At 70.5% G+C, this 12,851-nt stretch carries 11 protein-coding genes and 1 pseudogene; 4 read left to right on the top strand and 8 right to left on the bottom strand.

Features of this window, described 5'->3' with window-relative positions:
- Positions 1-206 precede the first annotated feature (206 nt).
- Positions 207-884, top strand: a complete 678-nt coding sequence (locus tag ACFPIH_RS25410) for a uracil-DNA glycosylase (RefSeq protein WP_381167129.1) — start codon at positions 207-209, stop codon at positions 882-884.
- 676 nt (positions 885-1,560) lie between these two features.
- Here the strand turns inward: ACFPIH_RS25410 and ACFPIH_RS25405 are convergent.
- The 5 genes and pseudogenes from ACFPIH_RS25405 to ACFPIH_RS25385 all read right to left on the bottom strand — a co-directional run bounded on the left by ACFPIH_RS25405 (position 1,561) and on the right by ACFPIH_RS25385 (position 5,515).
- Positions 1,561-2,775: an MFS transporter gene (locus ACFPIH_RS25405; RefSeq protein WP_381167127.1), complete on the bottom strand. Its 1,215-nt coding sequence runs from the start codon at positions 2,773-2,775 to the stop codon at positions 1,561-1,563.
- Positions 2,776-2,900: 125 nt separating this feature from the next.
- Positions 2,901-3,497 carry a TetR/AcrR family transcriptional regulator gene (locus ACFPIH_RS25400; protein WP_381167125.1) on the bottom strand — a complete coding sequence of 199 codons (597 nt, stop codon included), beginning with the start codon at positions 3,495-3,497 and terminating at the stop codon, positions 2,901-2,903.
- A gap of 51 nt (positions 3,498-3,548) precedes the next feature.
- On the bottom strand, positions 3,549-4,160 hold the full coding sequence (locus ACFPIH_RS25395; RefSeq protein WP_381167123.1) for a hypothetical protein: 612 nt from the start codon (positions 4,158-4,160) through the stop codon (positions 3,549-3,551).
- Positions 4,132-4,334: pseudogene (locus tag ACFPIH_RS25390) on the bottom strand (uracil-DNA glycosylase); the annotation flags it as partial. The gene ACFPIH_RS25395 and the pseudogene ACFPIH_RS25390, both read right to left, overlap by 29 nt.
- 95 nt (positions 4,335-4,429) lie before the next feature.
- Positions 4,430-5,515, bottom strand: coding sequence for a WD40/YVTN/BNR-like repeat-containing protein (locus ACFPIH_RS25385; RefSeq protein ID WP_381167121.1), 1,086 nt, complete (start codon positions 5,513-5,515; stop codon positions 4,430-4,432).
- Between the two features lie 300 nt (positions 5,516-5,815).
- Between ACFPIH_RS25385 and ACFPIH_RS25380 the strand changes: the two genes are divergently transcribed.
- Positions 5,816-6,400 carry an Rv1733c family protein gene (locus ACFPIH_RS25380; RefSeq protein ID WP_381167119.1) on the top strand — a complete coding sequence of 195 codons (585 nt, stop codon included), beginning with the start codon at positions 5,816-5,818 and terminating at the stop codon, positions 6,398-6,400.
- 311 nt (positions 6,401-6,711) lie between these two features.
- On the opposite strand, the gene ACFPIH_RS25375 is transcribed toward ACFPIH_RS25380, so the two are convergent.
- Entirely contained in the window at positions 6,712-8,379 is a 1,668-nt protein-coding gene (locus ACFPIH_RS25375) for an acyl-CoA dehydrogenase family protein (protein ID WP_381167117.1), read from the bottom strand.
- An 81-nt stretch (positions 8,380-8,460) separates the two neighbouring features.
- Here ACFPIH_RS25375 and ACFPIH_RS25370 point away from each other — a divergent pair, with 81 nt between their 5' ends.
- Positions 8,461-9,243, top strand: coding sequence for a PaaX family transcriptional regulator C-terminal domain-containing protein (locus ACFPIH_RS25370; RefSeq protein WP_381167530.1), 783 nt, complete (start codon positions 8,461-8,463; stop codon positions 9,241-9,243).
- 89 nt (positions 9,244-9,332) lie between these two features.
- Here ACFPIH_RS25370 and ACFPIH_RS25365 read toward each other — a convergent pair whose 3' ends face one another.
- Both ACFPIH_RS25365 and ACFPIH_RS25360 read right to left on the bottom strand, forming a co-directional pair.
- Complete coding sequence (locus ACFPIH_RS25365) at positions 9,333-10,136, bottom strand: pectate lyase (protein ID WP_381167115.1); 804 nt, start codon at positions 10,134-10,136, stop codon at positions 9,333-9,335.
- A gap of 64 nt (positions 10,137-10,200) precedes the next feature.
- Positions 10,201-11,178, bottom strand: a complete 978-nt coding sequence (locus tag ACFPIH_RS25360) for a pectate lyase family protein (RefSeq protein ID WP_381167113.1) — start codon at positions 11,176-11,178, stop codon at positions 10,201-10,203.
- Between the two features lie 308 nt (positions 11,179-11,486).
- Here ACFPIH_RS25360 and ACFPIH_RS25355 point away from each other — a divergent pair, with 308 nt between their 5' ends.
- Positions 11,487-12,788, top strand: coding sequence for an extracellular catalytic domain type 1 short-chain-length polyhydroxyalkanoate depolymerase (locus ACFPIH_RS25355; RefSeq protein WP_381167111.1), 1,302 nt, complete (start codon positions 11,487-11,489; stop codon positions 12,786-12,788).
- The last annotated feature ends 63 nt before the right edge of the window (positions 12,789-12,851 follow it).

The following is a 12,851-nucleotide window of genomic DNA, read 5'->3' as shown; positions in this document are numbered from 1 at the left end:
GTTGACCAGGCATGATGACCATGGCGGAGTGGCTTGATCACTGGGCGCGACAAGATCCCCTCCTTAACTGGTGAGCGGCTGCGCGATCTGCTCGACCGGCTCGCGGATCTCGACGAGGAGCAAGATTAGCGCTTGGGGGGTGGCCCCGGTGCGGAGGCTTCCCCGCGTGTGCGGGGCGCCTGTGTGTGCCAGTAGAGTGACGCGCCGTGGCACGACGACCTTTGCATGAACTTGTTGAAGCGGGCTGGGCGAAGGCTCTTGAGCCTGTGGGCGAACGCATTGCCGCTATGGGTGACTTCCTGCGGGCCGAGATAGCGGCCGGCCGGACCTACCTGCCGGCGGGGGCGAATGTCCTGCGCGCCTTCCAGCAGCCTTTCGATGACGTCCGCGTCCTGATCGTCGGCCAGGATCCTTATCCGACGCCGGGTATGGCGATCGGGTTGAGTTTCGCGGTCTCGCCGGAGGTGCGTTCGTTGCCGGGGAGTCTGGAGAACATCTTCCGGGAGCTCCATACGGATTTGGGGCTGCCCAGGCCGTCGAACGGTGATCTGACGCCATGGAGTGAGCAGGGGGTGCTGTTGCTCAACCGGGCGTTGACGACGGCGCCTCGCAAGCCGGCGGCGCATCGCGGCGCGGGCTGGGAGGAGGTCACGGAGCAGGCGATCCGGGCGCTGGTGGCGCGTGGTAAACCGCTGGTGTCGATCCTGTGGGGGCGTGACGCGCGTAATCTGCGGCCGTTGCTCGGGGATCTTCCTGCGATCGAGTCCGCCCATCCGTCCCCGATGTCGGCGGACCGCGGTTTCTTCGGTTCGCGGCCGTTCAGCAGGGCCAACGACCTTCTTGTCAAGCAGTCTGCGCAGCCGGTCGACTGGCGCCTGCCGTAACCACGACTGCCGAAGCGCGTGAGTTCCGTTTCGAGTTGCCTACCGCCGACTGCGGGGTTTGCCCTCATCGACAGGGCCTATGGATCTCTGTAGCGATCGGATTCCCAGGAACGCACGAGGGCGCGGCATCTCACGCCGCTCCTCTCCTGCGGAGTCTCTCGTTCCGGTGCAGGCCGGTCTCCGCAAGGGGGGAAGCGGCGAGTTCCGCGAAGGTCAGGCGTGTGCCCGGTACGGAAGCGACGGAGAGCATGTGGGCGCATGTTGGTGAACAGTCCTGTAGATATCCTCGCACCAGGCCGTCGAACTTATCTCACGTCGGACGCGATCCAGATCCCAGCCGTGTACCGGAGGCTGCGCGGTGACCGCGGGGACCCGGCCGTGGTACGGCCGATGCCCGTCCCGCCCGCCCTCCCCGCCCGGGATGTGGGCAGGAAGGATGCCGGTGACGTCGTTCCCCCGCCGACGCTCCGCAGCGCTGGCAGTCGAGGGCCGACACGGAGGCGCGGCGGACCGGAAGCGACGCAGCGGGGCATCCTCGGCCGGCGGTCACCGGCCGTCAGGGTGGCAGTGACTTGTTCTCCTGCACGGTCACGCTGGACGACGAACTCCAGACACCCGTGCAGGCGGTGTCGAACCTCGTACGCGCCTTCGTGGCACCCCCCATTTCCGCGCGCGCTCAGACCTGCTCGGTCTGCTTGGCGGCGGTGCCGTCGCCGGGTTCGGCGGCCTCCGCCGCCTCCGCGGCCGCCGAGGGAGCGGAGCGGCGACTGAGGTCGGGCAGGACGGTTGCCAGGCCGGCCAGGGCCATGGCCGCGCCGAGCCAGAGCGGCGCGCGCAGGCCCCAGACGTTGATCGCGACGGCGCCGATGCAGGAGCCGAGGATGATGCCGAGGGTGATGAAGGAGGAGTGGACGGTGTTGACGAGCGGGCCGGCGTTGCCGGTGCGCTGGACTCGGGTGACCATGGCCGGGTTCATGGTGACGCCGACCAGGCCGATGCCCATCATGCAGATGACGGCCGGTACGGGCAGGTCGGCGAGGAGGGCGAAGCCGGTCAGGAACACGGTGTTGAGGACGAGTCCGACGGCGAGGACCGGGATGGTGTGGCGGTCGGCGAAGCGGCCGACGATGTTGTTGCCGACGACGGTGGCGGCGCCGTAGGCGATGAGCAGGACGGGGACGGTGCCGGTGGAGAAGCCGGCGAGGTCGGTGAGGATGGGGTTGAAGTAGCTGAAGGCGGAGAAGGTGGCACCGATGATGAGCGTGCTGGTGGACAGCACCAGCCACAGCTTGGGCTTCCTGAAGACGCCGATCTCCTGGCGTAAGCCGCCGCCGCCCTCGGTGCGCACGATGCGGGGGACGCCGAACCAGGTGGCCGCGGCGGCGATCAGGGTGATTCCGGTGATGGTCCAGAACGCCGCACGCCAGCCGAAGCGTTCGCCGACCAGGGTGGAGATGGGCAGCCCGAGCAGGGTGCCGAGCATCAGGCCGTTCATCGCGAGCGCGATCGCCCGGCCGCGGACCTCGGGGCGGGTGATCTGGGCGCACATCGAGATACCCACACCGAAGAAGGCCTGGGAGGCGATGCCGGTGACGATCCGCGCGGACATCATCGTGGCGTAGCCGGTGGCCGTGGCGGCCAGTACGTTGCCCGCCAGGAAGATGACGAACAGCACCATCAGTGCCGTCCGGGGCGGGAGCTTCATGAGCGCCACGGTCAGGAACGGCCCGCCGACCGCCATGGCCACCGCGAACGCGGTGATGAGGTATCCGATCTGAGGGATGGTGGCGTTCAGGCCGTCGGCCATCTGGGGCATCAGTCCGGCAACCACGAACTCGCTGGTCACCATGGCAAAGATGCCGAGTGCCAGGACGTATACGGCACGGGGCACGGTCCGGTCTCCTCAGGGGTCGACGCCGACCGGCACGGGGGCCGGATGGCGCGGTGCTGAAGGGTTATGTATTGATCGGTTCAAAACGCGGGTATGCGTGAACATCGCCCAGGGGCGAGCGTGGGTCAGTGGGTCATTGCGTCCAGGGTGACTTCGGCGATCGACTCCAGCGCGGCCCGGTCGGCCCCGCCCTGGCTCGAGATGCGCATGCCGCCGATCGCCGCGTTGACGAAGCGGGCCAGCGCTCCGGCGTCCCGCCGGGAGGTGATGCTGCCGTCCCGGCGGCCCTCCTCGATCACCGCACGCAGCACCGCGAGTCTGCGGGCTGTGTCGCGCTCCAGCATTCCCGCCGCCCGGCTGTCGCGAGCGGCCAGTTCGACCGTGGTGTTCACGGTCAGACAGCCGAGGCTGCGGCCGCCGGCCCGGTGCTCGGTCTCGCCGTCGACGACCATGGTGAACAGGCTGCGGATGCGGTCGAGGGCACTGTGTCGCGTGTCCTCCAGAACGGCCAGCTGGGTGGTGGTCATGGTGTCGATGTAGTGGGCCAGTGCACGCTCGAACAGGTCATGCTTGCTCTTGAACGTGTTGTAGATGCTGCTGCGCCCCAGCCCGGTGGCTTCGCACAGGTCCTGGGTGGAAGTGGCCTCGTAGCCCTTCTCCCAGAATGTGTGCATCGCCGCGTCCAGGGCCCGCTCCTCGTCGAACATCCTTGGTCGGGCCATGAGTTGACCATAGCAATTTTTGAATCGATCAGTCCAATAACTGGAGTGCCGTCACGGAGCTCCCGCCTGGTAGCGCGCCCCCAGTACGGACGTGTGGCCGAGTCGTCCCCCACATACAGGGAGCTCAGGTCCCTTACATCGACTCTGAGATCCGGAGCACCTGTGGTCCGGGTGCAGGAGGCGCCGTCCCGTGCGGCCCTCCAACAGCGAGGTGCCAGCCCTGTACCCGGCTGAGTCGGCCACCTCCAGCACCAGACTCGCCTCGATGCCGTGGGTGCGAGCGGACAGGTCGCGGGGTGTGTCGAGGACGCGCAGCCACATGTAGTCCAATTCGGGATCAGACAGGAACTGATAGACGGACGTGACCTGATGGCCCGTGAAGTTCTTGCGGAAGTAGGCCGACTTCAGCCCGACGCGCGCGATCGGATTGGCGCCCACCGGGTTGGGGGCGCCGGTAGCGTCGATCTGGGTGTAGAGGCTGAGCCGGCCGAACGCCTTGGCGTTGACGTTGAACAGGCTGCTCAGGTGGCGGTACTCGTCGTCCGGGTGGCTGTGCCGCTCGTGCCAGGAGCCGAAGTTCTTCAGCAGACGGCCGAACGATCGCGGCCCGCTGCTCGGCGCGCTCCTCGGGTCCATGGCCGAGGGCGGCATGGTGATCTCCATCGGAGCGTCGTCGGGGGACCTCGTCGAAGGGCTGCTGAAAGGTCCTCAGGACGTTCTGCCCGGCCGGGAGACAGGTGCGTCCCGCGGCGATCTCCGTGCGCAGGAAGCCGCCCATCTCGGCGATCCGCCCGGCTGCCGGTGCCAGGCCGCCTTCGCCCCGCCCGCTTCGACGATTTCATGCGAGGGCGTGGCGCCACGGCGTCACCCTGCTGCCGTACACAGGTGGGTGATCGACCCGTGGCCGACGCCCTCGCGTGCCCCTGCCCGGCTCATGCGACCACCGCGGCGCGCACGCACAGCACATCGGGCAGATGGGAGGCCAACTGCCGCCAGCTGTCGCCGTCGTCGGCCGACGCGAACACCTCGCCGTTGCGGTTGCCGAAGTACACGCCCGCCGGGTCCGCGTCGTCCGTGCGCAGCGCGTCGCGGAGCACCGTGCCGTAGTGGTCCTCCTGCGGCAGGCCCGCCGACAGCGGCTCCCAGCTGCGGCCCGCGTCCGCCGTACGGAACACCCGGCAGCGGCGCTCGGCGGGCACCCGGTCGGCGTCGGCGTTGATCGGGAAGACGTACGCCGTGTCCCCGCGCGTGGGGTGCGCGGCGGCGGCGAAGCCGAAAGTGGACGGCAGGCCCTCGCCGATGTCCGTCCAGTGCCCGCCCGCGTCGTCACTGCGGTACACACCCCAGTGGTTCTGCAGGTACAGGCGGTCCGGGCTGCCCGCGTCCTGGGCGATCTTGTGCACGCACTGGCCGAACTCCGGGTTCGGATCCGGCAGGAACACCGCGGAGACACCGGAGTTGGAGGGCTCCCAGCTCGCGCCGCCGTCGGTGGTGCGGAACACGCCCGCCGTCGAGACCGCCACCGTCACCTTCCGCGCGTCGCGCGGGTCCGTGACGATGGTGTGCAGGCCCTCTCCGCCGCCGCCCGGGACCCACTTCGAGCGGGTGGGGTGCTCCCACAGCGGGCGGACCAGCTCGAAGGTCTCGCCGCGGTCCTCCGAGCGGTACAACGCGGCCGGTTCCGTGCCGGCGTACACCACGTCCGGCTCGGCCGCCGCCGGGTGCAGCTGCCACACCCGCTCCAGGGAGGCCTCCGTGTCCTTGGGAAACTTCACGGCAGGCTTGGCCGGTTCGGTCCAGGTCCGGCCCAGGTCGTCGGAGTGGAACACCGACGGGCCCCAGTGCGCGCTGTCACCGCCCGCCAGCAGCCGCGGGCGGTCGCCCCGGGTGTCGATGGCGACCGAGTAGACCGCCTGTGCGTTGAAGTAGGGGGATTCGTCGAAATCCCAGGCGCCGCCTCGCCGGCGCCCGATGAACAGGCCCTTGCGCGTGCCCACCGCGAGCAGAACCTCGGTCATGCCGATCACCTCCGCTGTGTCCTTGGCCTCTTCGGCCTCTCCAGACCTGTTCCTCCTGGACACCGGCCAGTCTGCACCCCGCCACTGACAGTCACCTCCGGAAACGGTGTCACCGCAGGTCATTGCGGTTGCGTCGGTCGGTGACCGCATGACATCGGCCACTTTCCCCGGGACGCCTGCGCGGGCGCCGGGAGCCGTGGGACCGTCGGGACGAGGGACTCGCCCTGAGCATCAGGCCCGCCCGCCGCGTATGGGAGGGCGGTCGAGGATGTTCGTGCGCTCATGAGGAGGAAGCCTTCGATGGCGTTCCGTGGTCCGAAGGTGTGGCTGTGGCGCTGGCGGCGCAACCCGCTCAAGCGTCCCGCCGACACGATGGAGGCCTGGGTGTTGCTCGGTGCCTGGGCGCTGACCGTTCTTGCCGGGGTTCTGGTGGGGTGGGTGGCCGCCGGATCCGTCGAGGACGAACTGGCCAGAGAACGCGTCGAGTGGCGCCCCCTCGTGGGCAGGCTGACCGAGGCGGCGCCGGGGGACACCAGCGAGCGCCCCGGCTCCTCCGTCGCCGACCGGGTCTGGGCGAAGGTCGGCTGGACCGGCCCGGACGGCTCCGCCCACACCGGCCAGGTCCGGGTCGCTCCCGGCAGCGAGGCCGGCACTCCGGTCACCGTCTGGACGGACCGGCAGGGCCGCATGGTCACCGAGCCGGCCTCCCCCGCCCAGGCCAAGATGCGGTCCTCCCTGGTCGGCGGCCTCGCCGGCATCGGCGCCGCCGCCCTTCCCTTCGCGGGCGGCCGAGTCCTCAGCGGCCGCCTGGAACGCCGCCGCATCGCCCAGTGGGACACCGACTGGGCCCGCTTCGCGACTCTGTGGGGCCGCCCGACGAGCTGACCCCCGGGGCCTTCGGGACGCCACCGGGTGTGCACGCGGGTCGGCGCCCCGGTGGGGACGGTGGTCTCTGGCGGGGACGGTGGTCTGGGGGGCCTCCGGAAGGGGCCGTGGCCTCCGGCAGGGACTGTGGCCTCCGGCAGGGCCGTGACCTCCGGCAGGGACTGTGGCCTCCGGCAGGGCCGTGACCTCCGGCAGGGACCGCGGCCCGGGAGGGGGCCGTGCCCCCAGGGTGGGACAGCGCCCGCTGGGGCAGCGGAACCCGGCGGCCCACGCTGGGTCGGCGGTGCGCACCTCCCCCGGGACAGGGGTACTCAGCCCCCGCCAGGCAGGCTCCGCCCCAGGATGCCCGTGATGTCGGCCCCCTCCGGGAGGGTGCCGAAGGCGTACCCCCAGTCGCCGCCGAGGCGGGTCGCGCAGAAGGCGTCGGCGACGGCGGGCGGGGCGTGCCGGACCAGGAGGGATGCCTGGAGGGTGAGGGCCATCTGCTCCACCAGCCGCCGGGCACCGGACGGTGTCGTCGTGCCGAGTCGCGACCGCAGCCGCGCGACCGCCGCGTCGAGCCGGGCGTCCGCCCCCTGCGCCAGGGCCAGCTCACCGAAGAGCGCGTCCGCCGTGCCGGGCTCGCGGGACAGCGCCCGCAGCACGTCGAGTGCGTTGACGTTCCCGGAGCCCTCCCAGATCGACAGCAGGGGCGCCTCCCGGTAGTGCCGGGGCATGCCGGAGTCCTCGACGTAACCGTTTCCGCCCAGACACTCCAGGGCCTCCGCGGTGAAGGCCGGCCCCCGCTTGGTCACCCAGTACTTGCCGACGGCCGTCGCGATCCGCCGGAACGCCTGCTCACCGGCGTCCCCGCGCACCGCGCGGTCCGCCGCCCCGGCCAGCCGCAGCGTGAGCGTCGTCGCGGCCTCCGACTCCAGCGCCAGGTCGGCCAGCACGTTCCGCATCAGCGGCTGGTCCAGCAGCCGCGCCCCGAACGCGCTGCGGTGCCGTACGTGATGACCCGCCTCGACGAGCGTCCTGCGCATCAGCGTCGCCGACATCATCACGCAGTCCAGACGCGTGCAGTTGACCATCTCGATGATCGTCTTCACGCCCTGTCCCTCGGGCCCGACCAACCAGGCCACCGTCCCGTCGAACTCCGGTTCGGAGGACGCGTTGGAACGGTTGCCCAGCTTGTCCTTCAGCCGCTGGATACGGAAGGTGTTGCGGGTGCCGTCGGGCAGTACGCGCGGCACGAGGAAGCAGGACAGCCCGGCGGGAGCCTGCGCCAGCACCAGGAACAGGTCGCACATCGGCGCCGACGTGAACCACTTGTGCCCGCGCAGGGTGTACACACCGGGCTCCGCCGTGGGCGTCGCGGCCGTGGTGTTCGTCCGGACGTCGGACCCGCCCTGCTTCTCGGTCATCCCCATCCCGGCCAGCAGCCCACGCTTCCCGGCGGGCACCCGCAGCCCCGGGTCGTACTCGCGACCGCTCAGCAGCGGCTCGTAGACCTTCGCGAGCTCCGGCTCGCGGCGCAGCGCCGGGACGGCGGCGTACGTCATCGACGTCGGGCAGCCGTGACCCGCGTCGGTGTGCCCCCAGACCAGCCCGCCCGCCGTCCGCGCGACATGGGCGCCGGGCCGGTCCTCGGCCCACGGCGTGCCCGCCAGGCCCTCGGCGACCGCCACCCGCATCAGCTCGTGCCAGCTCGGATGGAAGTCGACCTCGTCGACCCGCCGCCCGTACCGGTCGTGCGTCCGCAGCACGGGCTCGTGCCGGTTGGCGAGTTCCGCCCACTCCTGCGCCTCGACCCCGCCGGCCCGCACACCGAGCCCGCGGATGTCCGGCTCCGCCCAGCCTGCCCCCTCCCGGCGCAGCCCCTCCAGCAGCGCGGTGTCCTCGGAGGCGTCGTACGGGCTCAGCGGCGGCGGCTGATTGGTCACGTCGTGCGTGGTGTGGGGCGGCTGCGCCGGTGACTGCGTGAGGATCGGGGTCATACCGACCATGTTGCACTCCTGCTGCGGTCGCAGCAATAGTGCAATATAAGATCGCACGTACAGTACGTATCCATGCGCTCCATGCGCTCCCTGCGGAGCAACGAGTCGGCGGAGCCGGGCGAGCTGGAGCTGCGCCCCCTTTCCGCGCGGTCGGTGGTCCTGAGCCTGCTGCTCGGGACGCACCCGCCCGAGCTGCCGGCCCGGGACCTGGTGCGCGGGGTGGAGCCCTTCGGGGTCGGCGGATCGACCGTGCGCGCGGCGCTCAGCCGGATGGTGACCGCCGGTGACCTGCGGCGGACGGATGCCGTCTACCGGCTCAGCGACCGGCTGCTGGCCCGCCAGGGCCGCCAGGACGACGCCCTGGATCCCGACACGCGCGCGTGGGACGGCGACTGGGAGATGGCCACGGTCACCGCGAGCGGCCGGGGCCCCGCCGAACGCGCCGAACTGCGCACCCGGCTGGCGGCCCTGCGGCTCGCCGAGCTGCGCGAGGGCGTCTGGCTGCGGCCGGCCAACCTGGGCCGCCCCTGGCCCCCGGACCTGGGCGAGGTGCTCCAGCGGTTCACCGCCCGCCCCGAGACCCCCGCCCACGACCTCGCCGCGAGCCTGTGGCCGCTCGGCCCGTGGGCGGACACGGTCAGAGCCCTGCTGGACCGCGTCGACCGGTCGCCCCGGCCCGCCGACCGCTTCACCGCGCTCGCGGCGGTCGTACGGCATCTGCTCGCCGACCCCGTGCTGCCCGCCGGCCTGCTGCCCCCCGACTGGCCGGGCGAGGCCCTGCGCGCCGCGTACCGGGAACACCAGCGGGAGCTCGTGGCGCTGGCCCGCAGCGCGATGGGCCAGACGCTCAAGACGGACCCGTAGCGGGAGCGACGGCGCCGCGGACACGGGTACGGCGGCCGTGCGAAGCGCCGTGCGGGGACGCTTCGTACGGCCGCCTTCACCGTGGGGGTCTACTTGTAGGTGATGTCCGACGTCGCGTACTTGCAGTACGTCGAGTCGGGGCCGGTGCCGTTCGTGGTCGGCTCCGCTCCCGTGTTGTTGCCGATGTACTTCTGGCACGGGATGATCTTCTTGCTGCTGTCGCCGACGATCGTGATGTTCTTCAGGGTCGCGCTGTCGCCGTAGTTGGTGTTGATGCCGACGAGCCTGCTGCCCGAGTAGGTCGCCTCGATGGTGTTGAGGTTGATCGTCCGCTTGTACTGCGTCGAGCAGTTGCCGCAGGAGCGGATGAAGGTGCCGAAGGTCTGCACGGCGAAGTTGGAGACGTTGAGGGTTCCGGCGCCGTTGAACTGGAACACCTTGTCGCTCGCCGACCGGGCGCCACCGCCCGAGACGGTGTACACGTTGGACGACGACGAGCCGCGGAACGTCGCCGCGTCCTCGCCGACGTCCTCCCACCAGACGTTCTGCAGCGTGCAGCTCCCCTTGCAGTGGATGCCGTCGGCGGCGGGGGCGCCGATGATGACGTTCTTGAGGACCGCGCCGGCGGCCAGCTCCAGGATCGGCCCCTGATCCTCGTCCTGATTGCCGCTGCCCAGGTCACCGGTGCCGTAGAGGCGGAGCATCCCGTAGTCCTTGGTGCCGGACACCGGGATGGTGGCGGAGACCGCCTGGCTGCCGCTCGCGGTGGGCCAGGTCGCGGCGTGCGCGGGAGTGGCCGCGCCACTGGTCATGATCATGCCAACCGAGACGGCGAGTGCGGCCAGCGCGCCGCCCAGTGCGCGCCCTCGGCGCGGAAGTGCTGGTGAAGTCATGTCCCAATGCCTTCTTCCAGTGGGGGATGGGGAGTTGTCTCTCTGTTGCCTTACCGGTGAACCGTCAGAGCTTTCCGGCGCCCGCCCCCGCCGTCACCGACGCGACGACGGTGGACGCAGGCTCGGCGGTGTAGCCGTACGGTGGTGCGGTGAACGTGCCGACCTGCGACACCTCGGTCGCGGCTCCACCGAGGTCGTTGCCCCTGAGGTTGGCGTAACCGTCGGCGTCGCTGTCGCGGTTCGTGGTGACGGCGACGGCCGTCGAGCGGAAGACGTTGTTCTCGACGAGCAGCTGCGCGCCCATGCGCGAGTGGACGGCCGTCTCGGCACCGACGACGTAGTTGTCGTAGAAGTGGCCGGTGCCGAAGCGCAGGCTGGGGATGCGCGAGTAGACGTTGCTGAAAAGGTTGTGATGGTACGTCACCCTCAAGTGGCCGGTGTCCTCACTCGCGTTGTTGTCGCTGTGGCCGACGAGTGAGCCCTTGAAGTGGTCCTTGAAGGTGTTCCAGGACACCGTCACGTAGTCCGAGGCGTGATTGATGTCCAGCAGGCCGTCGTAGTAGTCCTTGTCGTGATCGCGGTCTGCCGAGAAGGAGTTGTGGTCGATCCACACCTTCGCCGACGCCTGCACCTCGATGCCGTCGGCGGGCTTGAGCGGCTTGCTGATGGTGAGGTTGCGGACGACGACGTTCGTCACCTTCTTGAGGCGCAGCCCGCCACCGGTGAACCCCGACGACGAACCGACGCCCAGGACCGTGGTGTTGGACCCGATGTCGACCTGACCGCTCAGCGTGATCAGGCCGTTGACCTTCACGACCTTCGCGGCACTGCCGGTCACGGCCGCCTTGAAGGCGTCGAGCGTCGAGACGGTGACCGCCGCGGCGCCGCCGCCTCCGGTCGTCCCGGCGCCGAACCCGACCGGCGAGGCGTCGGCCGCCCCGGCGGGACGGGGGATGACGAGGACCGCCGCTGTGGCCAGGGCGGCGGCTGTGACCGCGAGGGCGGACCTTTGCGCCTGTGTACGTGGGGGGCCTGTGCGCATACGGGTGCGTCCCTTCGGTGAGCTGGGTTGATCTCATATCTGAACAACGTCTTCGTATGAGAACAACTGGAGCGGGCAGTGCAAGGGATGATGCGGACTCTGGGGGACCTCTGCGAGCGGCTCGGTCACACTGCTGAACGGAACGTAGAGGGCAAGCGCTTTCTAGTCAACGCTTTGCGCGAAACAACGGAGTGCCGTGGGAGCGCTTCCATGGAAGGCATGCGCATGCCACCATGCGGCTGCCGGCTCCTGCTGAGCCCCGTCACGTACGACGTCCCCCGAGCCGCCGATACAGAAGGGACAAGCACGTGTCCAACTCCCCAAGGAGAGCGCTGCGTTCGTTTCTCGGCGCGCTGTCTCTCCTTCTCGCCGCCGCGTTCCTCACCGCGCCCGCCGCCTCCGCCGACACCCCGGCCGCGGCACCCGTCCCCGCCGCCACCCTCACCGAGGTCACCGGCTTCGGCACCAACCCCAGCAACCTCCAGATGTACGTCTACGCCCCGGCCACCGTCACCGCCCACCCGGCCGTTCTCGTCGCCGTGCACTGGTGCGGGGGCTCGGGGCCGGCGATGTACTCGGGCACGGAGTACGCCCAACTCGCCGACCAGTACGGGTTCGTGATCGTCTATCCGTCCGTCACCCGCAGCAGCAAGTGCTTCGACGTCTCGTCACCGCAGGCGCTCAGGCGGGGCGGTGGCAGCGACCCGGTCGGCGTCAGGTCGATGATCGACTGGGTGACCGCCGCCTACGCCGCCGACACCGGCCGTGTCTACGCCACCGGCATCTCCTCCGGCGCGATGATGACCAACGTCCTGCTCGGCGACTACCCCGACGTGTTCGCCGCCGGAGCGGCCTTCTCCGGCGTGCCGTTCGCCTGCTTCGCCACCACCGACGGCTCCGAGTGGAACAGTGCCTGCTCCGGCGGCACCGTGATCCACACCGCCCAGGAGTGGGGCGACCTGGTGCGCGGCGCCTACCCCGGCTACACCGGGCCCCGCCCACGGATGCAGGTGTGGCACGGCACCGAGGACGACGTGCTGCGCTACCCCAACTTCGGAGAGGAGATCAAGCAGTGGACCAATGCGAAGGGCGTGGGCCAGACCCCGGCCGCCACCGACTCGCCGGCCGCCGGCTGGACCCGTACCCGCTACGGCGGCACGGGTGACCAGGCCCCCGTGGAGGCCATCAGCCTTCAGGGCGTCGGGCACAACCTGTACGCCTGGGGCATGGCCGCACGTGTGCTGACCTTCTTCGGCCTGGACAGCTCGGGTCCCGTTCCGCAGCCCGAACCCGGCGGCTGCCGGGTGACCGTCACCACCAACGCGTGGAACACGGGCCTGACCGCCTCCGTGACCCTCACCAACACCGGCACCACCACCGTCAACGGCTGGCAGCTCGGCTTCACCCTGCCCTCCGGCCAGAGCGTCACCAACGGCTGGGGCGCCACCTACACCCCGGCCTCCGGCGCGGTGACCGCCACGAACGCGACGTACAACGCCACCCTCGCGCCCAACGCGAGCGTCACCATCGGCTACCAGGCGACCCACACCGGCAACAGCGCGTCCCCCGGCGCGTACACGCTCAACGGAGCGTCCTGCACGGTGAGTTGACACCCGGTGGGCGGCCTGTCCCACAGGCCGCCCACCAACGGGCGGCAGGGAGCCGGAACGACG

The sequence above is a fragment of the Streptomyces vulcanius genome (assembly GCF_042653945.1).
In the GTDB taxonomy this organism is placed as follows: Bacteria; Actinomycetota; Actinomycetes; order Streptomycetales; family Streptomycetaceae; genus Streptomyces; species Streptomyces mangrovi.
This window is presented reverse-complemented; position numbering and strand designations above follow the sequence as displayed.